The following is a 25988-nucleotide window of genomic DNA, read 5'->3' as shown; positions in this document are numbered from 1 at the left end:
AATCCTGAGAAGAGGTTCGATGCTTTTTGTTTAAAATACTATTTTAATTCTGGCCAGTATTCTTTATTAGCTTCAATTAGAGCATCAAGTAGTTTGCGTGCTTTTTTAGCATCTACCACTGTACGATTCATTGTTAAGGCTTGTAAAGCTTTAGTATATGATTCTTCCATATAAGCCTCTACCGTCAGTTTTTCATAGGCATGCTGAGACTCAATCAATCCTTTATAGAATGTATCAATTTTACCGACCGCATATGGATGAGGACCATTTGCTCCAAGGGAAGCCGCTACTTCAACCATACTGTCATCTGGTAAATTTGAAACAATCCCGTTGTTTCTTACCATAACTACATATGTTTTTCTAAGGTTGTGTGCAATAGAGGCTGCTACTTCAACCATCATATCTCCATGGGCATCATTATGAACAACAGAAGAATCTTTGGCTGTACCATTCTCCACAATTCTTCTACATTCATTAAATACTTTAGTCTCGCGACCTTCACGAACTTCATCTGTTCTAGTACGATTAGGATCCATTTTAGATAACTTGTATTCTGGATACAGATAATATTGAAGATAAGTGTTTGGTAAATATTCCGGGAAGTCTCTTAACATATCTTCAACCATTGCATAAGTGTCTAACCAGGACTGATCTCTCTGCTCGGCATCGACTGGTCTGAAACCGCCATTCAAAATGACTTCTTTGATTTCCGGCATTCTGTCTTTCCCGGTTTGATCATAAAGGTGAGTAAACCAACCATAATGATTTAATCCGAAATAGACTGGTTCAAAGTCATTAGCATCAAAGTCAATCAAGCTCGCGAACGAACGTAATAAGTTGACAGGCTGATCACAGATATTCAAAACTTTATCTTCTTTAGGGAATATTTTATCTAAAGCCAAAGCCACAATCGCTGCTGGATTTGTGTAGTTTAATATCCAGGCGTCGGGGGAGAATCTGCGTACGCTTTTCACCATTTTCTCCATGTCTCTAATAGAACGAAGACCATAAGCAAAGCCTCCAGGCCCACATGTTTCCTGTCCAATTACTCCATGTTGTAAAGGTATTTTTTCATCTTTATCACGCATTTCAAAACCACCAGTACGCATCTGGCAGAATACGAAATCTACGTCTGTATAAGCTTCTTTTTCATCAGTTGTGTAAGATACCTTAACATCAGGTGCTTCTTCCTTGAATAAGATTTTAGCGAACTCACCAATGACTTTCTGACGCTCTTCATCAATATCATATAAAGTGATTTTTTCTAGAGGGAATTGTTTTAAATGAGTCGTCATTGCTTTCAGAATTCCGGGAGTCCAGGTAGAACCTCCACCTACTAATACAATTTTACTTTTTTTATTCATCATGATAATGTGCTGCTCCTTTCACTTGTGGTGCGATTTTTTCAACTTTTGGTCCATATATCACTTGATAGTTTGTTTCATCCAATTTCAGCGTTCCTGCTGCACCTGTTTTTTTCAATGCATCTTCATCAACGATTGAGGTATCTCCAAGAACTAAGCGAAGTCTGGTAAAGCAGTTATCAATACTCTTGATATTTTGACTTCCGCCTAATGCATTTACAATAGTCGTTCCTAAATCACCTGAAGGAGCAGAACTGTTTGCTGACTCATTGGTTACTTCATCGTCGTCTAATTCTCGACCTGGAGTCAGAACATGACGTTTTTCAATGACTGTCTTGAATACGAAATAGTAGATTGGGGCATAAAATAACCCTACGATTACTGCCCAGTACCAGTTAGTTGCTGTTCCTTGAAGGATGCCGAACACAGCCAAATCAATGACTCCTCCTTGAACATTACCAATGACCACTCCGAATGCATCCATCAGCATGAAACTCAATCCAGCCATAAAAGCATGGAAGATATATAGAATTGGTGATACAAAGATAAATGAAAATTCGATTGGTTCAGTAATTCCAGTTGTAAAACTAGCAAGGCCAGAAGCGGACATTAATCCTTTTACTTCTTGTTTTTTCTCTTTTAAAGCTGTTTTGACCATAGCGAATGCAGCAGCAGGTAATCCAAATACCATAAATGGAATTTTTCCTTGCGCTAAGAAGCGAGTTGCTTCAGCCATAACGCCCATATCTGGTGAATCCTGTGCTAAAGATGTGTTGAATATATTTAATGCTCCCACTACTTGCTCACCATCTATTTCAGCAATTCCGCCAATTGGGGTAAAGCGTACAATCTGATTTAGAATATGATGTAATCCCGTAGGAACGAGTAATCTTTCTAAGAAGCCGAACAAGAATGTTCCGATTAGTCCAGCTTCAGCAATTAAATTACCGACACCTTCAATAGCAGCACCGAAATATGGCCATACAAAGTACATCAGTAAAGCCAAGAAGGGAACCGTTACTGTTGTAATAATCGGGACAAATCTTTTACCGCCAAAGAAACTAATGGCAGTAGGAAGATCAATAGTGTGAAAACGATTGTGCAGGAATGAAACCAATAGCCCTGTAATGATTCCGCCAAAGACATTCATTCTTAAAGTGAATATTCCTAAAACAGATTCATATTGAGAAGCAGCTTGTGTAGCAGCTAGTTCATTCATCCCCGAGTCCATTAATGCTTCTACCGAGTAGGTTGCTGCAGTAATATCGTTGACACTTAATAAATACTGAATCGTAACGTGAAATAAAATAAATCCTATAACTCCTGAAAAAGCTGCAGTTGTTTTTTCTTTCTTAGCAAGACCGAAAGAAATTGCTACTGCAAATAAGATAGGCAGATTTCCAAATATTGCCCCAGCCAATGCACGGACAATACCGATGAAATGCTGCACAACAGTAAAGGATACAAACGTTTCTCCTACAATATCCGGGTTTTGAAGCACTGAACTAATACCAAGAAAAATCCCAGCTGCAGCAATCAATGAAATAGGTGTCATTAATGCTTTACCAAGACGCTGCCAAAAATCTTTTGACATGATAATTCCTCCTTTATTTTTTATAAACCTATTGTAAGGGTTTTAAATAAGCGTTTACAATAGGAACCTGCTTTGTACACTTCTGTTCTCCTTGTACACAAAACAGTGTACAAAAATAACTTTATATATTTTGATTTTTTGGATAAGGTCTAGCATGATAAAGATAGAATAAAAATGGAGGCGATACCATGGAGTATAGACAACTTGGAAAAAGTGGGTTAAAAGTTTCAGAGATTGCTTTAGGCAGTTGGCTGACTTATGGAAAAACGGTAGAAGATACCACAGCAGAAGATTGTATTAGATTAGCTTATGAGAAAGGGATCAATTTTTTTGATACAGCGAATGTTTATGAACAGGGACAAGCAGAAAAAGTACTGGGTAAAGTTTTAAAAGAATATGATAGAGATAAGGTTGTAGTCGCTACTAAAGTATATTTCCCGATGGGTGACTGTCCAAATGATAGAGGATTGTCAAGAAAGCATATTATCGAACAGTGCGATAGAAGTTTACAGCGACTCGGAATGGACTATGTGGATCTTTATCAATGTCATCGTTTTGACTCAAGTGTTCCTTTAGAAGAGACAATTATGGCGTTGGAAGATTTAATTAAACAAGGGAAAGTACTCTACACCGGAGTAAGTGAATGGTCTGCAGCTCAAATTGAAAAAGCACAAGGGATCATTGAACGTAAAGACTACCATAAAATGATTTCTAATCAACCAGTCTATAATCTATTACAGCGTTATATTGAAAAAGAGGTTCTTCCAGTATCGGAATCACATGGTATGGGACAGATCGTATTTTCTCCATTAGCCCAAGGCGTTTTAACGGGTAAATATAAACCAAATGCTGATATTCCAAAAGATTCTAGAGCAGCAAACAAAGAAATTGGGCGATTTGTTGACCGCTATATGGATAACGAAACACTGGAAGCTGTTCAAAAGCTTGATTCGATTGCAGATCAGCTTGATTTAAGCTTAGTTCAATTATCTCTAGCTTGGATATTACGTCAACCAGGTGTTTCTTCAGCTATCATCGGAGCCAGCAAACCTTCCCAAATTGAAGAGAATGTTCAAGCATCCGGCATTAAGCTATCGCAAGATGTACTGGATGAAATAGATAAGGTATTAGAAGAGATTGCACATGTCAGAGAAAGATAATTCTTTCGTAATAGTGTTGTCATTATAAACAATAACTAAGGCAATAGAGCCTAATAAAGTTAAATCAAATAAAAAGCAGGAACTCGTATTATTTCGAGTTCCTGCTTTTTGTCAGTCTTTAACTACTAAACCAAGCAATTGTAAGAATCCTAGAGCTTGATCCTGTGTCACAATGGCTCCTTTAATATTTTCTGTATCAACTACCATTCTTTCAAAGTTCGAGGTTCTAAGATCTATTCCCTTTAGTGAAGTGTTTGAAAACCTAATCCCACTCATTTCACATTGATCGAAATAGATATTTTTAAAAGTATTTTCATAAAAATCACTTTCCTTAAGTTGAGTAGAAGAAAATAAAACGTTTTTATGCTTTGAATAAGCGAATCCGGCTAAATCCATCATACAGTTTTTAAACTGAACATCTTCAAGAAAGCTGTCACCAAAAGAAGCACCATTCATTCGGCATTGATGAAATTCAACACGTTTTAAGGCAGATTCGTTAATTTCCGCATTAATGCATTGACAGTGATCAAATTTAACATCTTTAAGATAAGCATTTGGTACACTAAAATAATCAAAAATAACATTTTTAAAAACCAAATTTTTAAATTCAACATTTCTTATAGAATCAATACTAATAGTACAATCTTTTATAATAGCATTCTCAATAATAGGATCTTCTTCGTCCATAAGAGAATAAAAATCTTTTTCTAGCAAATCAGAAGAAATATTTGGGTCTATAACTTTCTTTTTCATAGATACTCCTTTAAATAGTTTATGTAAAATAGTGTATCTCTTTCTTAATTCAGTTACAAGTTTGTTTAATGTTTGGTATAATGTACAGATGAACAATGCTTGGATCTATAGAAATCTGAACTGTTTAAAACTGTTTAAAGGATGGCTTTCATGTTTAAAAAGCAATTTTTTCCCGAAACGACAATAAAAACTCTTGCTTCTAATACAAATGTGTATACAGAAGGTGCAAGTTTATTTAAAAAGGAAGCAGTTAACCTGCTATCAGTTGACGATAAAGAAAACACGCTGACCTTTGCTGTCGATGACCATAAGACAGAACAAGTCCATTTGCGTTTTTATCCTAATGGAGTGGCTAAAAAGTACCACTGTACATGTATTCCTTTTGAAAAAAACTCTGGTGCCTGCAAGCACGTAGTAGCTAGTATGTTACAGGCAAACTTAATTCAGCAAACAGATTTAAAAAAGGTGAGCAAATCACAAAAATCTGCTACTGTTAAGGAACCAATGTTTTCTTATAAGAAAAGCGAAGAAGCACTTAGTCAACTTATCCAGATATCTAAGCAGGAGATCTCAAGACAAACGAACGATTATAAAAATCAATCATTAAAATTTGAATTTGTTTTAAATGTGAGTGGTACAGGATATGCTTATGCATATGATTTTTACATGAAAGTTGGGCTTGACCGACTTTATGTGGTGAAAAACGTTCCTTTTGTGATTTCAGAAATTCTTGAAGGCAGGACTTACGAATTTGGTAAGAATTTCACGTATGATCCTGAAAAACATGGTTTACATCCTTCGGACAGAAAAATGCTGGAAGTTTTATATGACTTGTACCAGCTTGTTAAATCGGCAACACCAGTTGGTTATGGACAATCTTATCAGAATAAGACAGAACTGGAAATCCCCGCAAGAAGTTTAAAGTTAGTTTTAAAAACATTAGAGAAGACTGATGGAGGATTCATCAGGTTCGGTCGACCTCCAAAACATTTGATGAGACTAAATGATTTGGATAAAGTAGTAATTACAGAGTCTTTTGAACGTTTTCCTTTAAAATTCAAGCTTGAGAAAAAGGAAAAACTTTACCATTTTTCGTTGGCAGATGAAGATATTGATGAACTAGAATTGAATTTTCATCGAGGCGCCAATATAGTTGAATGGAATCGAGAATTCTTTTTCCTGAGCTCTGAGCAATATAAATTACTCAGCAATCTGATGCAGGTCTTTAATAAAAATGAAAAAGCACCTCTAGTCATGCGTTCAAAAGATTTGACAGAATTTGCATCCACTGTTTTATCGCAATTGTCTTCATTCTTGGATATTGAAGTAGAAGATGCAGTCCAAGAAACGGTTTACAGACAAGACATGGTTGCTCAATGCTACATTGATACATTAAATGATCAGTTATTAGTTAGTCCAGTATTCAAATATGGAGAAATATCGATTTATCCTTTACAGGATCAACCGATGACTGAAGAGTTAGACAAAGTTATTATTAGACAGCTTATAAAAGAAAATCGCCTATTACGACTTGCCCATGAGAGTTTAAATACTGCAATAGTTGTAGATGGACATTGGGTACTTGATTCATTAGATGAGTTAAGTGAGTTCTTGTATGAAAGCTTGCCTATGCTGGCAGAAGAATATGAGATTTTCATGTCGACGGATGCCAGACAACTCATTTATGAGCCAAAATCAGCGCCTTCAATTTCAATAGAATTAAATAGGAATTCTAATCTATTAGATATTAATTTTGATGCTGAAGATATAGCTACAGATGATTTGAGAGAAATCATTAAGCAATTAAATAACAATAAACATTTTTATCGTTTATCGAATGGTAAAATTTTGAATTTAAAAGAAGAAAAATTTAAAGAACTGAATGATACGGTACGAAAAATGGATATTGAATCAGATGATATCAGTGAACAAATGACTGTTCCTGTATTTCAGGGCTTGACTGTATTAGAAGATTCAATCATCAAAAAAGGCAATAGATTCAAAAAACTTGCTCAACAGCTGCTAGAACCTCAAAAGCTTTCTTTTGATTTACCGGATACTTTGAACGCTTCGCTGAGACCTTATCAGGAAACAGGGTATAATTGGTTGAAATCTTTAGATTATTATGGGTTTGGTGGAGTTCTTGCTGATGATATGGGACTGGGCAAAACGCTGCAAACTATAGCGTTTCTACTGTCAAAATCGCAAGAAGTGGGAGGACAGTATCTGATTATTTGTCCTTCAAGCGTATTATATAATTGGCAGCATGAGTTTAAGAAGTTTGCACCGGAATTGCAGACAACCCTAATTTCAGGTTCTATTGAAGAACGGGAAGCAGCGATCAAAGAAGCAGAAACGGATGAAAATTCTATACTAATCACGAGTTATCCGCTGATTCAAAGAGATTTTCTCTTATATAATAATTATAATTTCAAAACAATTGTTTTAGATGAATCCCAGAATGTCAAAAATAGTTCAGCTAAAACGACTCAAGCCGTACACCATCTAAAAGCAGAGACAAAATTTGCTCTTTCAGGTACGCCAATTGAAAATAACCTTGGTGAGCTTTGGTCTTTATTTGCTATTGTTCAACCTGGATTATTTAAAAATAGAAAAGCATATAAAAAGGCGACTCAAGCTAGAATCGCTGCAAAAATCCGTCCTTTTGTTTTAAGGCGTTTGAAACGCGATGTTTTAAGCGATTTGCCTGCTAAAACAGAAACAACTGAATATATTGATTTATCTACAGAGCAGAAACGTATCTATCAGTACCAGTTGACGTTGATTCGTGAAGAAGTCAAAGGAATGATACAAGAAAATACTTTTGATAAAAACCGAATAAGAGTTTTAGCCGGTATGACAAGGCTTAGACAAATCTGTTGTGACCCTGCTTTGATTATGGATGATTATGAAGGGACGTCATCTAAACTTGAACGGCTGCTGGAATATTTAGAAGAAGCTAGAATGAATGGGAAAAGAGTTGTGTTATTTTCTCAATTTACTTCAATGTTAAGCATCATAAGAGAGAGATTGGATAGTCAGGAAGTTGACTATCACTATCTAGATGGACAAACAAAAAATGAAGATCGTCTTAAATTAACTACTCAGTTTAACATGGGAGAAAAGGATTTATTCTTGATTTCTCTTAAAGCTGGAGGTACGGGTCTGAATCTAACAGGTGGAGATACAGTGATTTTATATGATTCATGGTGGAATCCTGCAATCGAAGATCAAGCAGCTGACAGAGTTCATAGATATGGACAAAAAAATGCTGTTCAGGTTATTCGTTTAATTGCTACAGGTACGATAGAAGAGAGAATCAACGAACTTCAAGCAAAGAAACGTGAACTGATCGATACTGTTATCGAAACTGGAAATGAACAACCAATTTCAAGTCTTTCTAAAGAAGAAGTCCTTTCTTTACTCACGGAATAACATCAAAGTGCATTTAGTTGTATAAATTGAATAAAAGACTTAAAATGACGCTAACTAAAACTGAACCATTATAGAAGGTGTGTAAAATGAAAAATAAGCAATCTGCTTTAATATTACCGCCGGATGAGAAAGTCATTCTTGAAAAAAGAGCAAATTTCAAATATAAATGGTACAACTATATTGGCGGTAAAGTCGTATTAACGAATAAAGCCTTATACTTTAAGTCTCATAAACTTAATTTAAAAGAAGATACTACTCGTATAGTTTTAGAAAATATCCATGTATTGCGAAAAGGCAACTCATTAAAAGTCATCCCCAATCGAATGATCGTAGGAGACCGTGAAGGGAATGAGTATACTTTTGTTGTAACAAACAGGAATGAGTTCTACAATGCTGTAGAGGAACAATTGAAATAAGGCACCTTGAGCAGTGACTATAAAAGTTGCTGCTTTTTGTCTATCACTTAGGTACCCTGCTCATGCATATGGCGTATGGTATACTGATTAATAAGTTTTTATCATCATCGGAGGAATAATGTGAAAGAAAAAATAATCGTTATTGTCGGCCCTACAGCTGTCGGCAAGACAAGTTTAAGCTTATCATTGGCAAAAAAATATGATGGAGAAATTATTAGCGGAGATTCGATGCAGATTTATAAAGGGTTAGACATTGGGACTGCAAAGGTTACTAGGGAAGAAAGAAAAGAAGTCATACACTATCTGGTAGATGAGATCAGTCCAAATGAAAATTATGCTGTTTCTGATTTTAAAACTAAAGCAAAAAATCTAATCGAAGATATAACTGCTAGAGGCAAAGTTCCTATTATTGTAGGTGGGACAGGTTTATATATAGAATCTCTTCTATATAATGTATCACATGGTGGTCAAGCAGAGCCGGATTTAACTTACCGTAAAGAATTAGAAACTTTTGCTGAGCAAAATGGGAAACAAAAACTGTGGGAAAGATTAGAGTCCATTGATCCTAAAGCTGCAGAATCTATTCATTGTAATAATTTGCGTAGAGTAATTCGAGCGCTTGAAGTATATAATTCTACTGGTCAATTATTCTCATCTTTACAGATGGAAAAAACGAATAAAGAAAAATTATATGATGCTTATGTTATAGGTCTAACAACAGATCGTGCACTTCTATATGAACGAATAAATCAGCGAGTAGATTTCATGTTTGATCAAGGGCTGATTAAAGAAGTTGAAAGCTTGTTAGCTACTGTTCCGTTAACAGCACAAAGTTTAAAAGGCATAGGCTATAAAGAATTAATTCCTTATTTTGAAAATTATATAAGTTTACAAGCAGCAACAGAACAGATTAAACAGAATTCGAGAAGATATGCCAAAAGACAGTTGACTTGGTTTAGGAACCGTATGGAAATTAGTAGCTGGTGGGATTTTGTTCAAGCACCGGAAAATCAAGAAAAATTAGAAGCTGAACTAGAAATTTTTTTAAGGATGTGAGTATTTGTTAAACGAAGAACATTATGAAAAGGTAGTCGTTGTCGGAATTCAAACAACAGAAACCGATAGTCAGTTTCGCTATTCTTTAGAAGAACTAAAGCAATTAGTTGAAAATGCTGGAGGAAAAGTAGTTGGAGAATTAACTCAGAAAAGAGAACGTCAAGACGCTAAAACAGTTGTTGGCAAAGGAAAACTTAATGAATTGAAACATTTAAGCGAAGAACTTGATGCAACGACAATTGTATTTAATCAAGAACTTTCACCAAGAAACGTCAGGAATATTCAAGAAGAGCTCGAAGCAAAAGTTATTGATCGAATTCAAGTGATTCTAGATATTTTTGCCTTGAGAGCACAAAGCAAGGAGGGGAGACTGCAGGTACAATTGGCTCAGCTCTCCTATCTTTTACCGAGATTAGCAGGTCAAGGTGTGAACATGTCGCGTTTAGGAGCTGGCATTGGGACCCGTGGACCAGGTGAGACAAAACTGGAGACTGATCGAAGACATATACAGAAACAAATGACTGATATTAGACATGAATTGAAGAAAACTGAAGCGCATAGAGAAAGAAGCAGAGAACAACGTAAACAAAGCAACGTTTTTCAGATTGGATTGATAGGATATACCAACGCAGGCAAGTCGACTATACTAAATGTCACTACTGAAACAGAGACTTTTGAAAAAAATCAACTATTTGCTACTTTAGATCCGTTAACTAGACAATTTGAATTACCTTCTGGCTTACAAGCTACCATGACTGACACAGTAGGATTTATTCAAGATCTACCAACTCAGCTGATCGAAGCATTTCAATCAACATTAGAAGAATCTAGAACGGTTGATCTATTACTTCACGTTGTAGATGCTTCGGAAGAAAATATAGCCGGTCATGAAGAGACAGTGCTTGAATTACTGAAAGAACTAAATATGGATAAAATCCCAAGACTAACTGTCTATAATAAAAAAGACTTAGTAAAAGGGAATTTTCAACCTAGTTTATATCCTAATGTAGTCATTTCAGCTAGAGATGAATCTGACGTTAAACGTTTGTTTGAAGCGATTGAAGAGAATATAAAAGAAGAAATGGTTCCTTATACTCTGGAAATCGAAAGTGCCCGTGGGGACTTATTGATTCAGTTAAGAAATGAAACGATTGTTGAAAGACAGTTATTTGATGAAGAAAAGCAAGTGTATTTTGTTGAAGGATATGCACGAAAAAATTCTAGGTGGAATAGATAAAAATAAATAATTTTTCATATAATCTTATCAAAGTGAGTAGAAGTCGTACTTGCATTGATAAGATTTTTTGCTTTGGGTGAAAATGCCTTATGACCATTAGATAATACGATTGATTAGGTCCTGCTAAATAAAGTAATAAATAACAAAAACAGTATAATAAATTATATTATAACTAAATTGTGTCAAGTAACTAAAAACCTATATTATTTTATTCTATTTAATGTATAAACTTTTATGGATACTTTCCGATAGTAAATAAAGTCGAAAAGGAACTCTTTATAGAGTAAAATATAAATTGGTGTGTATATCGCACTAAAAAGGAGCGCGTTAAGTTAATGGATAAAGTCAAGGAACAATGGGAAAATTTAAAAACGAATATAAGTAAAATTGATTGGTCAAAACTAAGACCATCCAAAAACAATTCAATCAAAAGAGGCCATAAAAGCGTTAAATGGCCCATAACCATACTGCTAACTATCGTCATGCTCGTACCTCTTTTGGCAGCTTTACTTTTCTCGTACATACAAACTACGAAAATTATGACTGAGCGAGTCGAAGCTCAAGAAGAACAGATTACTACAAATATTGTAAGTACAATCGATAGCGCTGCAACTGCGGCTGAAACAACAGTTGAAAAACTTGCAATGGATAGTATATTAAACCAGGTTTCATCTGGAACACCTGGAGCGGAATCACAGTTAAGCTCTAGATTACAATACATCTCATCTGGTAATCGATATATTTCAGATGCTTATTATATTCCTATAGGAGAAAATCAGGATATTGTTTCGACTAATACATTGAACGATAATGATTCTCTGAATGAACAACTACCTTGGCTAGAATCTGCATCACAGTCTAATGGAATTCAATGGTCAGAACCATACACATTAAATGGCAGCTCTAGAATTGCAGTATCAAGACCTTTATTTGGTGGTCAATCTGTTATTGGAGTACTTGCTGTTGATCTAGATTTTGAAACAATAAAAAAAGATGTAGAAGAAGCTAAAATTGCCAATACCGGATCTATTCAGATTTTTACGGAAGACGGAATAGTTCTTGCTTCTCCCGATACATCTATAATTGGTCAAAACCATAAAGAAAAATCTTACTTTCAGACTATTTTAAATGAAGAGAGCGATTCGGATACAGGAATTATTTATGATGAAGAAGCCAATGGTGGAGAATTAGGTATTTATTATGAAAAGATTCCTAATTTAGGGTTAACTGTGTTTGGGATGGTTGCTGAAAATGAAATGGATGAAGAAGCAAGTGCAATTATAAAAACATTGATTACCATTACTTTGATTACCATTATAGTTGCAGCAGTTATTTCTTACTATGCTGCAGGTATTATTACGTCAATTGCAAATTCAATGATGAAAACATTTGGTGAAGTTCGTCGAGGTAATTTAACCAATCGTTTAAGCTATAAAGAATTAGTGGATTTTAAAAATCCTTATGTATTTATAAAAAATAAACTATCGAAAAATAACGATGAAATTGTGTCAAGTAATGCTGGAGAATCTGATTTAGATCCTAAGGGAAATGAGATACACCAGATTGCCATAGCCTTCAATGAAACAATGGATACATTTGAAAGTACGATAGCAGTAATTCAAGGAAATAGTAAAAATGTGTCTGAAATGGCGGCTACACTAACAGAATTGTCTGATCAAACAAGTCGAGCAACTTCTGAAGTTGCGCAGACGATTAGCGGAGTTGCTGAAGCCACCAGTACTCAAACTGAAGATACTGAAGAAACAGCAAGTCAAATGAATGATCTATCTCAAGCGCTCAATGAGATCAATGATGCCGTTGGAACTATGGGAAGCCACGCTGACAATACAATGATACTAAATGGTAATAATATTTTTGCTACGCAAGATGTAGATCAGAACTGGAAAGAAACACTAGGTACCATGGATCAGTTAAAAGCTCAAATTGAAGAAGTTGATGGAGACATTCAAAATATCGAAGGAATTGTCAATGCAATTACCAATATCGCCAAGAAAACAAACTTACTGGCATTGAATGCTTCTATTGAAGCAGCTAGAGCTGGTGAAGCAGGTAGAGGATTCGCGGTAGTTGCAGAAGAAATTAGAAATTTAGCTGAACAAAGTGCACAGTCTTCAAAAGATATTCAAAATATTATCCATACTGTTCAAAATAAGTCGACAAATATGGTTAATCATCTAGAAGAAACCAGCGAAGGTAGTAAAGTGCAAACTGAAAAAATCAATGAAGCCTTATCTGCATCGGAAAGTGTTGCAAGCTCATTAGAACAACTGGTAGCAAGCATGATTATCGTTATTCAATCTTCTTCTGTCATTAATGAAAGAAAAGATGAGGTTGTCTCTCAATTGGAAAATATTGCAGCTTCTGCTGAAGAAAATTCAGCTGGAACAGAAGAAGTATCTGCTAATGCACAGGAAATTCTTGCTACAATGGAAGATTTCACTTCACATATCAATAACCTAGAAGAAGTAGCAAAAATATTAAAAACATCTGCTGAGCAATTTGAAATCAACCATAATCATGAAAACAATGCAGACCTCAAAGATTAAGGAAATCTGACTGCAGAGCTTGCTTAAAAGAACAGGAAAAGAGGAATGACCATGGATAAACATATTTTATTTCGTGTAGGAAATCAGATCTTTGCTATTCCAATATCCAGCACAGATCGTGTTGTTCACATTGAAAATCTAACTATTATACCTGATATGTCATCATATATTATTGGTGTAGAGGATATTGAAGGAACAATTACTCCACTGATTGATTTAGCTGAACGCTTTTTTGCCGAAAAAATTACAGACCTGAATAAAGCTGATACGATTATCGTTCATTGGAAAGAAGAAAAAATTGGATTGACTGTTAATGAAGTATTATCAGTTGAAACATACTATGAAAACCAAATCTCAGATAAAGAGGGTACAGAAAAAGCAGATGGTATTCCAACATCATACATTTCAGCATTTGTCCAAACAGATGATGGAATTGTTCCGATTCTAGATCCGCATCTATTATTTAATGCTGAACAAGCAAAAGAGTTAAGGGCATTACTTGAAATCGAACAAATTCAAAATTAATCATGGAAATTAGTCGAATAACGGAGGAAGAAGCCATGTCAGAACAAGTCAAGGTCGGGATATCAGATTATAAGATGTCAGAGCCACCTGACCATTTAGTGACGATTGGACTTGGTTCATGTGTTGGAATCGCATTATATGAACCCACTACTAAAGTCGGTGCACTTATTCATATCATGTTACCGGAAAGTAAAGGATTTAAAGATACCACTAAATGGGAAAAATTTGCTGACTTGGCAATTCCTAAAGTAGCTGAAAAAATGTATGAACAGACAGGTAAGAAGAAATTATTTGCAAAGATTGCTGGTGGTGCCAGCATGTTTTCTTTTGGTTCAAAACCAGATTCCATTCAGATCGGTAAAAGAAACATTATATCTGTAAAAGAAACCTTAAAAGAATTGGGTATACCTATCTTAGGAGATCATACCGGAGGAGAAATGGGAAGATCGATGTTTGTTGATCTAGAAACTTTCGAAGTCAAAGTGCGAATGGTAAATAGAGAATACCACATTTTATAAATAGAACTATTAATTTTTATCAGTAAAGGGAGCTGGAAGATGTCGGTAAAAGTAATGGTGATAGATGACTCGGCGCTGATGCGTAAAATTCTGAGTCATATGCTCCAGGAAATCGAAAAAGTAACTGTATATAAAGCTGTCAGAAGTGAGAAAGAAGCAGTTGCTGCTATTGAGAAAGAAGTGCCTGATCTTATTTTTGTTGACGCTCAAATCCCTAATCATGAAGGATTTAAACTTTTAAAGAAGATAAGTCATGAATATACTATACCAACAATAATGATTTGTTCACCAACCGATCAAAAAGAGATCACTCTACGAGCATTGGAATTAGGTGCGTTAGATTTTGTATTAAGCCCAAACGATATAAATAAAAATTGGAATTTATTCAAAGAAAAATTGGAAAGTAAGATTAAGATTCATTTTTCTAATCAGTTTTATTCAAAGCAGGTTGAACCAATGGTAAAAAAAGGAAAAAGCAAATTTCAGAAACCAGTGAAAGCAATAGTGATGGGGGCTTCAACTGGTGGGCCAAAAGCAATTATTGAAGTTATAAAGCATTTTCCACATTCTATTGGAATTCCTGTTTTTATCGTTCAACATATGCCTAAAGGCTTTACCGCTTCATTTGCTAATCGGTTGAATACTTTATGCAAACTGGAAGTAGTGGAAGCCAAAGATGGAGATAAAATTGTAAAAGATAAAATTTATCTCGCTCCAGGCGGAAAGCATATGGTTATAGAAGATCAGGTAATCAAATTGAACGATGATGATAAAATTCATGGAGTAAAACCTGCTGTAGATTATCTGTTCAATAGTGCAGCCAAAAAATATAAGAATCACTTAGTCGGTGTCGTGCTGACTGGCATGGGTTATGATGGAGCAATAGGTTGCCAATCGATAAAAGAAGAAAATGGATATGTTATTACTCAGGATCAGGAAACCTCAGTAATTTATGGCATGCCAAGAAACGTCGAAGAAAAAGGATTCTCAGACGAAGTCGCAAGTTTATTCGATATTGGTGAAATTTTAAAAAATATGATTGGATGATTATATGACGACACTAAATTTTGAGTTTTTTTATGAATGGGTTCTATCAAATTATAAAATCAACTTAAATGCATATAAAGAAAAGCAACTGCAGCGAAGAATCGGCACAATTATGAAACAATCGGGTGCTACTACATTAGAAGAATATGCCACTATTCTGTCGGTTGATGAAACATTAAAAAAGCAGTTTTTAGACTATATCACAATAAATGTAACGGAATTTTTTAGAAATAAGGATCTTTTTGACAATTTCGAATTAATGATCAATACACACCTTTCAACTAAGTTTAATAGTCTTAAAATCTGGAGTGCTGCTTGTTCTATAGGTGCAGAACCTTATTCTCTTGCCATGATTGTGAAAAAAAACAATATAAAACTTCAACAGAAAATATTAGCGACAGACATTGACCTTACGATTTTGGATAGAGCAAAAAAGGGTTATTTCAGAGAAAATGAAATAAAAAATGTATCTTTAGTCGATAAAAACACTTATTTTGATTTTATGGATGGATATTATACCATTCAAAATGATATAAAGAATAAAGTGCAATTTAAGCAGCATGATTTGGTTCAGGGTCGATATGAACAAAACTTTCATGTTATTGTCTGTAGAAATGTAACGATTTATTTTAAGAATGATGTTAAAGATGAAATATACCTTAAAATGGCTGATTCCTTAGTTACGGGTGGACTCTTATTTACTGGAGCAACAGAAACAATTTATCAGCCTGAAAAATATGGATTTAAGAAAATCGCTTCATTTATTTATGAGAAAGTAGAATAAAGAAATAAAAAAGGAGGATTCGAGCATGGATGACAATAGTGCTTACCGTGATCTGTTTTTTGAGGAAACAGATTCGAATTTGGAAATACTAAACGAAGAAGTTTTAAGATTAGAACAGAATCCTGAAGATACAGAAATCATTGATTCTATATTTCGTTCTGCACATACTTTGAAGGGCATGGCAGCCACTATGGGTTATAATACAATGGCAAAATTAACACATTCTGTCGAAAATGTATTTGAATTGTTTAAATCAAAAAAGGCAAAAGTCGATACTGAGACAATTTCACTGGTTTTTGACTGTTTAGATACACTGACTGACATTGTAGAAGCATTACGAGCTGGAGAAAGTGATGAACTTGATATTTCTAGTCTTGTGTTACGTCTAGAAAATGTTGCAAATCAAAATGCTCAAGTATCCCCCGTCAAGACTAAAGTTGAGACAGAAAACAAGGGAATTGATTTAGTTTTATCTAACTTAGAAGAATCAGATCTAACAGTTATTGAACAAGCAGAACAAACTGACTATAAAGCTTATGTAATAACAGTGAAAGTGGATAATGAGAGCTTTATGAAAGCTGCCCGGGCGTTCTTGGTTATGAACAAGTTAGAACAAGAAGGAGATATTATCTATACTGAACCTTCTGCAGATAAAATAGAAGAAGGTGATTTCGAAGATTACTTTAAAATGATTTTATTAAGTAAACTAAAGCAATCAGAAATAAAAGATAATATCCTGGAGACCAGTGAAATCGAAGAAGTGCTGATTGCTGATTTTGATAAGACTCAGTCAATTAAATCAACTGAAGAAATGCTTGTTGAAAGTACTGCAGCTAATGAAAATAGCAAGGTTAAAGAGAATGGAACGAATCAAGTTGCCGCCAAAAAAGAGACGCCTAAGAAATCTATTTCAAAACAGACAATTCGTGTAGATTTAACAAGGCTTGATCAATTTATGAATCTTGTTTCGGAACTAGTTATCCATAGAACCAGGTTAGAAGATCTTTCTGAAAAAGAAAAACTCCTTGAACTTTCTGAGCCTCTTACTGAAGTAGGGAGAATCACAACAGAATTACAAGAATTAGTGCTTCAGCTTCGTATGCAACCTTTCAATGTTGTCTTACAGCGCTTCCCAAGAATGCTTAGAGATTTGGCAAATGAGCTAGGTAAAGAGATTCAATTGGTTACTGAAGGTGAAGATACAGAATTGGATCGTACGGTTATTTCAGAAATTGGAGAACCACTGATTCACTTGTTAAGAAATTCAGCCGATCATGGCATTGAAATGCCTGAAGAACGGGAAAGAATAGGTAAGCCAAAGGTTGGTACTGTTAAATTGGCTGCTTATCCTGAAGGTAATCGAGTAGTTGTTACACTATCTGATGATGGAAAAGGATTGAATCCTGAATATATCAGAGCAAGTGCTGAGAAAAAAGGCATTTCAACTGCTGGATTATCAGATGAGGAAATTCAGCAATTGATTTTCCATCCGGGATTCTCTACAGCTGCAAAAGTAACGGGAATCTCTGGACGAGGCGTGGGCATGGATGCTGTTAAAGAAAAAATCTCTAGCTTAAATGGGACTATAGAAACGGTTAGTGAAGTTGGTAAAGGCACAACGTTTAAAATCATATTACCTTTGACATTATCAATTATACAAGCTTTGTTAGTTAGAACGGGTGGAGAAACATTTGCATTGCCTCAAGCAATCATCGATAAAGTTAATCGATTTGATGAAGAAGATGCTATCCAAGTCCATCAGGGCGAAGTATACAGATACAAAGATACTACTATTCCAATCACACGTTTAACGGATGCGTTAGACTTAGAAGATTCTAACTATGGATCTCCACATATTATCATTGTTTCCATCGGCGATGAAAAGCATGGTCTAGTAGTAGATGAACTGGTGCAGCAAAAAGAAATAGTCATCAAAAAATTAGGGAAAGAATTAGGAGAAATGAACCATTTTCTTGGTGCGACCATCATGGGAGATGGAAGTATCAGTCTGATTCTTGACTTAACTTCTATCTGTAAAGGAAGGAAGGAAGCAAAACAATGACGCAAGACGAATACTTGTTTCGCTTCGATGCTTTACAAGAGATTATTAATATCGGTGGAGGTAATGCGGCAACCAGTTTATCAAAGCTCATTGAACGAAAAGTAGAAATGGAAGTTCCAACGCTCGAAATTATGGATTATGATCAAATTTATCAAGAAATAAGAAAAGAAGATGAGGTTGTAAAAGCTGTTTTAATGAATATTGTTGGAGATAGAGAATACGGTGTGTTTCTGTTCGTAGCAAATCCAGTAAATGCTGAAAAGCTGGCTCAGATGATTACACCAACTGAAGTGGAACTAACAGTCGAACTGATAGATTCTGCAGTTAATGAAATCGTCAATATTATCGTTCATTCTTTCATGACAGCTATTATGAAGATTATTGATATCAAAATGGTTTCTTCAGTACCGATCATGGCTGAAGATATGTTCGGATCAATCATAAGTAGCGTTTATATGGAACAAGAACAGTATGATCAGCAGATTTTAATCATTAAAAATGAATATTATAGTCTTGGACACAAAATTGAAGGAAGTTTGTATTTTGTACCTAGGCCTGGTGTGTTAGAATTATTATTGCAACAACTTGGATTATAGATTGGAAGGGGAAAAAATAAAAATGACAAAACGTGTACTAATTGTAGATGATGCAGCATTTATGCGAATCAAATTAAAAGATATTTTAGAGAAAAATGGTTATGAGGTTGCAGCAGAAGCTCAAAACGGGATCGAAGCTGTAGAAAAATATAAAGAAACTAAACCTGATTTAGTGACTATGGATATTACAATGCCGGAAAAAGATGGCGTTGAGGCTCTTAAAGAAATTAAGGCAATGGATCCTAAGGCAGTTGTTTTGATGTGTTCTGCTATGGGGCAGCAATCTATGGTAATGGATGCTATTCGTGCTGGCGCAATTGACTTTATTGTTAAACCATTTGACACTGAACGTGTCATTAAAGCTTTAGATAAAGCTAGTCAATAATAAATCAAAACGGTGAAGATGTGAAAGTCGAAAAATTGTCACAACTGCACCGTTTTAAATTACGTATAATAAGGAGGGACGAGTCATGCAAATAATCGTGTTTCGTCTAGGAGAAAGAACTTATGGATTTTCCACTGATAAAGTTGAAGAAATAACAACTATGCTTACTTCGACCACAGTGCCTCATTCACCGAACTGGACAGTTGGTCTGGTTAATCTAAGAGGACAAGTTATGACTCTTGTTGATTTAGATATTCTGCTGAATAAATCAGATTCTTCTGGAGATGATTGGTATAAGAATACAATCATCATACATACTGAAGAGAATCCTATCGCTTTAAAGGTAGGGCCTGTGATTGGAGTAAGTGATGTTTTAGAAGAACAGTTACAAGCAAGTGGGGAAGAAGAATCTATAATTTCTGGATATATTTCAGTTAACGATGATATTGTAAGCATCATCGATTTGGACCAGATCTTTAAGGAGAAAGAGGAAGTATAGTGAGCCAACAAGTCTTATCACAACAAGAAATTGATGCGTTGTTGGGTGCGATAGACAGTGGCGAGATCGATACAGAACAGATGGAAGAGGAACTGGATTCCCCTAAAGTAAAGCCGTACGATTTTCGTCGTCCCGTTCGCCTGTCTAAAGAATATCTGTCAACTATTACGATGGTATTTGAAGACTTCGCAAAGATAGCGGTCAATTTATTGTCTACTCAGTTAAGAAAACCCGTGGATATTAAGATTGCAGCGATTGAACAGGTTTCGTTTGATGAATTTGTTCATTCCGTACCTAGCTTTACACTTATGGGTATTTTCCAAAGCAAACCGCTTAACGGAATGCAGATCATCGAAATCAATCCTCAGTTCAGTCTGCAAATGATTGAATTATTATGTGGATACAATGAAGTTACAGAAGAATCTTCTGTATCTGACAAAACAAGTTTTACGGATATTGAAAGAGCAATTCTGGAAGATATTACTAAATCTTTTCTTCGGTCTTTTGAAACGGCCTGGAAAGAAATTACAGAAATATCTGTAGAATTAGAGTACACAGAAACGAATCCACAATTACTTCAGACTATGTCACCTAATGAGCCTGTATTACTTGTGACATTTTCAGTTGGACTTGATCAACAGAGAACGTTCATTAATATGTGTGTACCTTACATATTTTTTGAAGAAATTCTGGATAAATTAAGTTTTAAAAATTGGTTCCATTCAGGAAAAGAGTTTGATTCATCTGAAAGAGGACAATTATCTAAAAATCTAGATCATGTACCACTAAATCTGGAAGTGCTTCTTGGTGAATCTCAGATGACGATTTCAGACTTTTTGGAGATGGAAGAAGGCGATATTATTCAATTGAATGACAAAACTTCTAAACCTCTGACCATGTATATTGAAGATAGACCATATTATAAAGTTAAACCGGGAATGATTGAAGATAACCTTGCAGTTGAAGTATTAAAGTTTATGGGAGGAGAGAGTACAGATGAGTAGCGGACAATTATCGCAAGAAGAGATAGATGCATTGTTGAATGGTACTGGCGCAGCAGCAACTAGTGAAGAAGAGTCAGTAACTGAAACAATAAATACTGATGACCAAGTTAGCCAGAATACAAAAGATATTCTTGGAGAAGTAGGAAATATTTCTATGTCTCAAGCAGCTACTACTCTTTCTCAATTATTAAATCGTACAATCAAAATTACTACACCTAAAGTATCTGGTGTTACGTTAAAACAGATCGTAGATGAATGTGAAGTTCCAAAAGTTGTGACTACTATTGGTTTCAAAGAAGGTCTAGTAGGAAATAATGTACTTATGATCGATGTTGAAGATGCCATTATCATCGCGGATTTAATGATGGGAAATGACGGGAAAGACGTTGAAGGAAAAGAATTCACTGAACTTGAATTAAGTGCAGTAGCGGAAGCAATGAATCAGATGATGGGATCAGCTTCTACAGCAATGGCTACAATGTTTAACAAGAAAATAGATATCTTGCCGCCAGAAGTAGAAATGTGGAATAGTCCCGAAGAAGCGACCTTAGAAAACATCACAGATGAAAACTTAATTTGTAAAATTTCTTTTCATTTAAGTGTTGAAGGACTACTTGAAAGTGAAATTATGCAAATCCTACCGATGGAAACAGCAAACGAAATTGTAGAAATTATGCTTGGAGACGAAGCAGAAGTTTTGCAAGGTCGTGAAACAAATACATCTGAGGCAAAAACTTTACAAGAATCAAAATCCGATAATCAGTCAGTAGCTGAAACTGCCAGAAAACCAGAAACGGATTCAGTCAGTGTTCAGAAACCTCAATTTCAAGAACTGGAACAGAATGGAATGAAATCGGCTCCTCGTAATTTGGATCTGATTATGGATGTACCGCTGGATTTCAGTGTAGTATTGGGTAAAAGTAAAAAAACCATTAGAGACATACTTTCACTTGGTACAGGTTCTGTAGTTGAATTAGATAAAATGACAGATGAACCTCTTGAAATTTATGTTAATGGAAAATTAATTGCAGAAGGTGAAGTTGTGGTTATCAATGAAAGCTTTGGTATCCGCATCACTAATATTTTAAGCAAAGAACAACGAATTAATCATTTGAAGTAAATATGTTAGAAGCAGAAGCACTGGCAGAGACTAGTGCTTTTGCTGTACTTTAATCCAATATCGATTTGCTTTATAATAAGAGCTGACTTAATTTGAAAACCACCTTAACAATTAATAGAGTGTTCCGATAATAAATTTGTAGGAAACTCAAAACAGCTATTTATAAATAATTCTATTAAAAATCAATAAAAGAGGCGATTATAATGAAAATCGATAAAAACTATTCAAACTTTTTAAATTCTGTGAATCAAGCTAAACCTGGATATGCTCATGAATCTAAAAAAACTGAACAACCTGCAAAAAAACAAGCCAATGTAGAAGTTAATATTTCCAAAGAAGCGCAAGCTCTCTTAGACGCAGATCAAGTAGATATTTCTGAAAAAGTAAAATCTATCAAAGCAGCAATTCAAAATGGTGAATATGAAGTGGATGCCAGTAAAATCTCTTCAGAATTAGTTCGTACGATTCAAACTCAAAAGGAGCAATAAACCATGTCAAGAACAGAAGAGGTTCTTTCACTAATGAACACTTTAAAAGATTACCTGGTGGAAGAGCGAACAGTTTTAATTAATCATGATGGTGAACGTCTACTTGAGCTGGTCAGTGCTAAAGAAGAAACCATGAATGCGCTAGCTCAATATGATGAATCAGAAATCGAGATTGAACAGTTGACTGGAATAACACTTGAAATCAAAAGCTTGCAAGAAACTAATGTTTTATTGACTGAGCAATCTATCAGCTTTACTGAACAACTTGTCAGCAATATACAAAAAAATGCAACAAAGAAAAGTACGTATTCAAAAAAAGGTACATTCGATAAAACTGGACAAAATGCATTTATAGATCAGTCATTATAAGGAGCAAATACATATGTCAGGACTTTTTGGAACTTTAAATACTGCAACAAGTGGATTATTAGCACAGCAAAATGCCTTGCAAACTCTCGGTCACAACGTATCGAACGTTAATACTCCAGGATATTCTAGACAGCGCGTGGATTTACAGACAAATGTCGCTCAACAGATTCCTGGAGTAGGACAAATTGGTACTGGTGTTCAAGTTGCTGGGATTTCTCGTATGCAGGATCAGTTTGTTATGAACCAGTTAATGAACGGTTATTCAACAACTAGTAAACAGCAAGCCTTATCTGATACGATAGGGCAGTTAGAAGCAACATTTAATGAACCGTCTGAAACAGGATTATCTAATCAAATTTCAGAAGTATTCAATGCATGGACATATCTGGCTTCAAATCCAGAACAAGATGCATCTAAAACAATGCTGGTCCAAACTAGTGAAACTTTTGTAGATACAGTTCAACATATGGCGAATTCTATGGCAGCTTTAAAGGAAGATACAATTCAGCAACTTGATAAGGAAGCTGTGGATGCTAATTCAACTTTGAAGCAACTTGAAGATTTGAATTATCAAATATGGCAAGCATCTGTAAGAGGGTATACGCCCAATGATTTACTTGATACCCAAGACCAGCTGGTAAATAAATTAGCTAGTCAAGCTGATATTACTGTAGACAGAGATAAATACAATCGGGTATCTATATCAATGGATGGACAGACCTTATTAAATGAAGATACAAGAAATGAACTGATGACAGTTACTGGATTGAATGAAGATGGAGCTGCTGTCCTTTCGGATGGAACTGTATTAACAGAGGCAGCTGAAATTGGACAGTTTGTCGTTCGTTCAGAGTCGGGTGGAGAAACATCTTTTCAGCCAATTAATTTAGACGGTGGAAGTGTTAAAGGAACTCAAGAAGCTTTGACAATCATAAGTGATATGCAAAATGAATTAGATGATTTTGTATACAGTTTTGCGACTGCTGTAAATACTATTCACAGCAATGACGGAGAAGGAATCGACTTTTTCTCTATAGATGATGAGAACGCTGCACTGTCATTACAAGTTAATCAAGACATAAAAGATGATGCCAGCCTAATCGTAACTGGAAAATCACTTACTAATGATGTTGCAGGTGACGGTTCTAGAGCACAGTTGATTTCTAGTCTGAAAAATACACCTATTTCTTTAGAAGATGCTAACTGGTTCGATGAAGAGACTATGGAAATCAATTCAAGTAACGGCAGCTCAACATTATTTAGTAAATATAATAGCATGGTTACAAATATGGGAATTATTAAACAACAGTCAGACAATATGCTTGATACCCAAGAAGGTCTGATGGCTTTACTAGAACAACGACGTGAATCTGTATCAGGTGTAGATATCAATGAAGAAGTAACGGATATGATCAAATTTTCAAGTGCATTCCAAGCAAATTCAAAAGTATTAGCTACATTGTCAGAGATGCTGGACACACTAATCAATCGAACTGGGGTGTAATAAGTGAGAATTACAAACTCTTTAATGTCAAAAAACTTTATGCGTAATTTGAATAATAATATGAATTCTGTTTACAAATATCAAGAACAATTGTCTACGATGGAGCAAGTCAGTCGTCCAAGTGATGATCCTCTAAAAGTATCAAAAGTATTAGACTTGACTAATGAAATCAAACAGAATGAAGAATATAAATCTACCATCAATGACTCAATTGATTTTACAAATGCTCAAGATTCCGCCCTTGCTAACGCTACTACTTCGATACAGCGGATTTATACATTAACTCAACAAGCTGCTAATGGAACTTATAACAAGGAAGATCGTCAAGCAGCTAAAGCAGAAATTGAAAATGAAATCGACACAATGTTAGATTCATTAAACACAAGTTTTGGCGGACGTTATATTTTTGCCGGAACGAATACAACTACTAAACCATTTGAGAAAACGCTAGATGCAGATGGAAACTTTACAGGCATTACTTATAACGGCACAAGTGATCCTGAACTTTCTGGAAACTTAACAAAAGAAATAGCTCGGGGTGTATCGGTAGAGATGCAGACTGATGGAAGAGAATTAATGAATGAACAAGGAGCTGGAGATGATCTGGGAACCTTTTTCAATGATCTTTTGACAGCATTAGATAATGATGATATTGAAGCTCTTGGTGGTAGTTTATTAGAACGTGCTGATACGGAATTGAACAACATTGTAAACTTACGTACGACAATAGGAGCTACTCATAATCGTCTTCAAGCCGCAAAAGATCGAAATGAATCAGAATACTTGAATTTAAAAACGACCTATTCAAATACACAAGATATTGATTTAGCAGAGACATATATGCAGTATTCTATGGAAATGGTTGCTTATGAAGCTTCACTTCAGATGGGGAATAAGATACTTCAAAATAGTTTATTGAATTATATGTAGTATCGACTTTTTCAAAGCAATAAAATAAAATTTAACTGCAGCGGAGAGTTTACTAGCTTATTAGTAAATTCTCCGCTTTCAATTTTTTTATAGTTAAAAACAAATAACCTTATCTCACTATTAACTTTTAAATCACTCAAATACATATAAACATGAATATATATAGATATTGTATAGAGAAATCTACTACAATCCTTACAGGATAAATTTTTTCTAATAAATTAATAATACTTTTTCATATATAAGCTTAACAGTATCCTATATCTGCCGATACTATAACTAGAAGGCCAGAAGGTCTTTGTAAGAATAAAACAAACATTGGAGGAAAATAAAATGCGTATTAATACAAATACAGCGGCTATGAATACATACTCACGTTTGACAGCAGCAAACGGAGCAAAAAGTAGTTCATTAGCTAAACTATCATCAGGACTAAGAATCAATAAAGCCGGCGACGACGCTGCTGGACTATCTATTTCAGAAAAAATGAAAAACCAAGTATCTGGCTTAGCACAAGCAACTCGTAATGCACAGGATGGTATTTCATTAATTCAAACTGCAGAAGGCGCTTTGAA

Annotated in this window: 24 protein-coding genes; 21 read left to right on the top strand and 3 right to left on the bottom strand. The window is 35.0% G+C overall.

Going from position 1 to position 25988, the window contains the following annotated elements:
* Positions 1–38: 38 nt before the first annotated feature.
* Positions 39–1367, bottom strand: a complete 1329-nt coding sequence (locus BM212_RS01325) for a 6-phospho-alpha-glucosidase (RefSeq protein ID WP_245750912.1) — start codon at positions 1365–1367, stop codon at positions 39–41.
* Complete coding sequence (locus BM212_RS01320) at positions 1357–2958, bottom strand: PTS transporter subunit EIIC (protein ID WP_245750911.1); 1602 nt, start codon at positions 2956–2958, stop codon at positions 1357–1359. Before BM212_RS01320 ends, BM212_RS01325 begins: the two co-directional genes overlap by 11 nt.
* Before the next feature lie 188 nt (positions 2959–3146).
* Here BM212_RS01320 and BM212_RS01315 point away from each other — a divergent pair, with 188 nt between their 5' ends.
* The gene (locus BM212_RS01315; protein WP_091895488.1) at positions 3147–4118 is read left to right on the top strand and encodes an aldo/keto reductase family protein; all 972 of its coding nucleotides are present in this window, start codon (positions 3147–3149) and stop codon (positions 4116–4118) included.
* A gap of 111 nt (positions 4119–4229) precedes the next feature.
* Here BM212_RS01315 and BM212_RS01310 read toward each other — a convergent pair whose 3' ends face one another.
* Positions 4230–4871, bottom strand: a complete 642-nt coding sequence (locus BM212_RS01310; protein WP_091895485.1) for a pentapeptide repeat-containing protein — start codon at positions 4869–4871, stop codon at positions 4230–4232.
* 150 nt (positions 4872–5021) lie between these two features.
* On the opposite strand from BM212_RS01310, the gene BM212_RS01305 reads away from it, so the two are divergent.
* The 20 genes from BM212_RS01305 to BM212_RS01210 all read left to right on the top strand — a co-directional run.
* Complete coding sequence (locus BM212_RS01305) at positions 5022–8306, top strand: DEAD/DEAH box helicase (RefSeq protein ID WP_091895482.1); 3285 nt, start codon at positions 5022–5024, stop codon at positions 8304–8306.
* An 86-nt stretch (positions 8307–8392) separates the two neighbouring features.
* On the top strand, positions 8393–8722 hold the full coding sequence (locus BM212_RS01300; RefSeq protein WP_091895479.1) for a hypothetical protein: 330 nt from the start codon (positions 8393–8395) through the stop codon (positions 8720–8722).
* A 120-nt stretch (positions 8723–8842) separates the two neighbouring features.
* On the top strand, positions 8843–9778 hold the full coding sequence (gene miaA, locus BM212_RS01295; RefSeq protein WP_072695046.1) for a tRNA (adenosine(37)-N6)-dimethylallyltransferase MiaA: 936 nt from the start codon (positions 8843–8845) through the stop codon (positions 9776–9778).
* 4 nt (positions 9779–9782) lie between these two features.
* Positions 9783–11015: a GTPase HflX gene (gene hflX, locus BM212_RS01290; protein WP_072695045.1), complete on the top strand. Its 1233-nt coding sequence runs from the start codon at positions 9783–9785 to the stop codon at positions 11013–11015.
* Between the two features lie 335 nt (positions 11016–11350).
* Complete coding sequence (locus tag BM212_RS01285) at positions 11351–13582, top strand: methyl-accepting chemotaxis protein (RefSeq protein ID WP_091895476.1); 2232 nt, start codon at positions 11351–11353, stop codon at positions 13580–13582.
* Positions 13583–13633: 51 nt separating this feature from the next.
* On the top strand, positions 13634–14107 hold the full coding sequence (locus tag BM212_RS01280; protein ID WP_072695043.1) for a chemotaxis protein CheW: 474 nt from the start codon (positions 13634–13636) through the stop codon (positions 14105–14107).
* Positions 14108–14142: 35 nt separating this feature from the next.
* On the top strand, positions 14143–14625 hold the full coding sequence (locus tag BM212_RS01275) for a chemotaxis protein CheD (protein WP_072695042.1): 483 nt from the start codon (positions 14143–14145) through the stop codon (positions 14623–14625).
* A 39-nt stretch (positions 14626–14664) separates the two neighbouring features.
* A complete protein-coding gene (gene cheB, locus BM212_RS01270; protein WP_072695041.1) occupies positions 14665–15672 on the top strand; it encodes a chemotaxis-specific protein-glutamate methyltransferase CheB in 1008 nt (335 codons plus the stop codon).
* Positions 15673–15676: 4 nt separating this feature from the next.
* Complete coding sequence (locus BM212_RS01265) at positions 15677–16456, top strand: CheR family methyltransferase (protein WP_072695040.1); 780 nt, start codon at positions 15677–15679, stop codon at positions 16454–16456.
* Between the two features lie 25 nt (positions 16457–16481).
* The gene (locus BM212_RS01260; RefSeq protein ID WP_072695039.1) at positions 16482–18518 is read left to right on the top strand and encodes a chemotaxis protein CheA; all 2037 of its coding nucleotides are present in this window, start codon (positions 16482–16484) and stop codon (positions 18516–18518) included.
* On the top strand, positions 18515–19114 hold the full coding sequence (locus BM212_RS01255; RefSeq protein ID WP_072695038.1) for a chemotaxis protein CheC: 600 nt from the start codon (positions 18515–18517) through the stop codon (positions 19112–19114). Before BM212_RS01260 ends, BM212_RS01255 begins: the two co-directional genes overlap by 4 nt.
* A 22-nt stretch (positions 19115–19136) precedes the next feature.
* Entirely contained in the window at positions 19137–19499 is a 363-nt protein-coding gene (locus tag BM212_RS01250) for a response regulator (RefSeq protein WP_072695037.1), read from the top strand.
* Positions 19500–19584: 85 nt separating this feature from the next.
* Positions 19585–19998, top strand: coding sequence for a chemotaxis protein CheW (locus BM212_RS01245; RefSeq protein WP_083540545.1), 414 nt, complete (start codon positions 19585–19587; stop codon positions 19996–19998).
* A complete protein-coding gene (gene fliM / locus BM212_RS01240) occupies positions 19998–21002 on the top strand; it encodes a flagellar motor switch protein FliM (RefSeq protein ID WP_072695036.1) in 1005 nt (334 codons plus the stop codon). The genes BM212_RS01245 and fliM overlap by 1 nt, the downstream gene beginning before the upstream one ends.
* Positions 20995–22122, top strand: coding sequence for a flagellar motor switch phosphatase FliY (gene fliY / locus BM212_RS01235; protein ID WP_091895473.1), 1128 nt, complete (start codon positions 20995–20997; stop codon positions 22120–22122). The genes fliM and fliY overlap by 8 nt, the downstream gene beginning before the upstream one ends.
* A gap of 203 nt (positions 22123–22325) precedes the next feature.
* Positions 22326–22610: a flagellar biosynthesis anti-sigma factor FlgM gene (flgM, locus tag BM212_RS01230; protein WP_072695034.1), complete on the top strand. Its 285-nt coding sequence runs from the start codon at positions 22326–22328 to the stop codon at positions 22608–22610.
* Positions 22611–22613: 3 nt separating this feature from the next.
* Positions 22614–22979 (top strand): hypothetical protein, encoded by a 366-nt coding sequence (locus BM212_RS01225; protein WP_091895470.1) that lies wholly within the window; start codon positions 22614–22616, stop codon positions 22977–22979.
* Between the two features lie 13 nt (positions 22980–22992).
* Positions 22993–24483, top strand: coding sequence for a flagellar hook-associated protein FlgK (gene flgK / locus BM212_RS01220; protein ID WP_091895467.1), 1491 nt, complete (start codon positions 22993–22995; stop codon positions 24481–24483).
* 3 nt (positions 24484–24486) lie between these two features.
* A complete protein-coding gene (gene flgL / locus BM212_RS01215; RefSeq protein ID WP_091895464.1) occupies positions 24487–25413 on the top strand; it encodes a flagellar hook-associated protein FlgL in 927 nt (308 codons plus the stop codon).
* Between the two features lie 333 nt (positions 25414–25746).
* Positions 25747–25988 (top strand): flagellin family protein (locus BM212_RS01210; RefSeq protein ID WP_483869207.1); only part of this gene is annotated, 242 nt, incomplete at its 3' end.

Source organism: Marinilactibacillus piezotolerans (assembly GCF_900114235.1).
GTDB classification, from domain to species: domain Bacteria; phylum Bacillota; class Bacilli; order Lactobacillales; family Carnobacteriaceae_A; genus Marinilactibacillus; species Marinilactibacillus piezotolerans.
The sequence above is the reverse complement of the archived record's forward strand: the minus strand, read 5'-3'. Positions and strand labels throughout refer to the sequence as shown.